This is a genomic window from Endozoicomonas sp. OPT23, assembly GCF_009653635.1.
GTDB lineage: Bacteria > Pseudomonadota > Gammaproteobacteria > Pseudomonadales > Endozoicomonadaceae > Endozoicomonas_A.
In genome coordinates this window covers 1-1,398 of record NZ_PPFD01000001.1, presented here as the reverse complement: position 1 = coordinate 1,398, position 1,398 = coordinate 1, and the positions used below count along the sequence as shown (strand labels likewise).

General features: G+C 51.3%; 2 rRNA genes (1 of these 2 only partly in view). Both read right to left on the bottom strand.

What is annotated here, in order from left to right:
• A 5S ribosomal RNA gene (gene rrf, locus EOPP23_RS00010) occupies window positions 1-79 on the bottom strand (it extends 51 nt beyond the left edge of the window).
• Window positions 80-228: 149 nt separating this feature from the next.
• Window positions 229-1,398, bottom strand: a 23S ribosomal RNA gene (locus EOPP23_RS00005); the annotation flags it as partial.

The following is a 1,398-nucleotide window of genomic DNA, read 5'->3' as shown; positions in this document are numbered from 1 at the left end:
CACTACCATCGGCGATGTATCGTTTCACTTCCGAGTTCGGGATGGGATCGGGTGGTTCCAACACTCTATGGTCACCAGGCAAAACTGGTTGAGCAAAGCGTTCATGCTGTTTAATGCCTGAATCTCTGCTCATGGAATCCGTTACTAAATAAGCTTCGTTTTTCTATTCTTGCTTTTACACTCTCATGCTCTGCTTAGTGCATGGCATACAGATCGCTTTGGCGTTATATGGTCAAGCCTCTCGAGTCATTAGTACTGGTTAGCTCAACGCCTCACAACGCTTACACACCCAGCCTATCAACGTCGTAGTCTTCAACGTCTCTTATGTGCCCTCAAAGGGGCAAGGGAAGTCTCATCTTGAAGGGGGCTTCCCGCTTAGATGCTTTCAGCGGTTATCCCGTCCGAACGTAGCTACCGGGCAATGCGTCTGGCGACACAACCCGAACACCAGTGGTTCGTCCATTCCGGTCCTCTCGTACTAGGAACAGCTCTCCTCAAACTTCCAACGTCCACGGCAGATAGGGACCGAACTGTCTCACGACGTTCTAAACCCAGCTCGCGTACCACTTTAAATGGCGAACAGCCATACCCTTGGGACCGGCTTCAGCCCCAGGATGTGATGAGCCGACATCGAGGTGCCAAACACCGCCGTCGATGTGAACTCTTGGGCGGTATCAGCCTGTTATCCCCGGAGTACCTTTTATCCGTTGAGCGATGGCCCTTCCATTCAGAACCACCGGATCACTATGACCTACTTTCGTACCTGCTCGACATGTACGTCTCGCAGTCAAGCTGGCTTGTACCATTATACTAACCGCACGATGTCCGACCGTGCTTAGCCAACCTTCGTACTCCTCCGTTACTCTTTAGGAGGAGACCGCCCCAGTCAAACTACCCACCACACAATGTCCTCGATCCCGATAAGGGACCAGAGTTAGAACCTCAATATTGCCAGGGTGGTATTTCAAGATTGGCTCCACAATAACTAGCGTTACTGCTTCAAAGCCTCCCACCTATCCTACACAAGCAACATCAAGATCCACTGTGAAGCTATAGTAAAGGTTCACGGGGTCTTTCCGTCTAGCCGCGGATACACTGCATCTTAACAGCGATTTCAATTTCACTGAGTCTTGGGTGGAGACAGCGTGGCCATCGTTACGCCATTCGTGCAGGTCGGAACTTACCCGACAAGGAATTTCGCTACCTTAGGACCGTTATAGTTACGGCCGCCGTTTACCGGGGCTTCGATCAAGAGCTTCGCCTAAGCTAACCCCATCAATTAACCTTCCGGCACCGGGCAGGCGTCACACCGTATACGTCCACTTACGTGTTAGCACAGTGCTGTGTTTTTAATAAACAGTCGCAGCCACCTGGTATCTTCGACCGCCGATAGCTTAG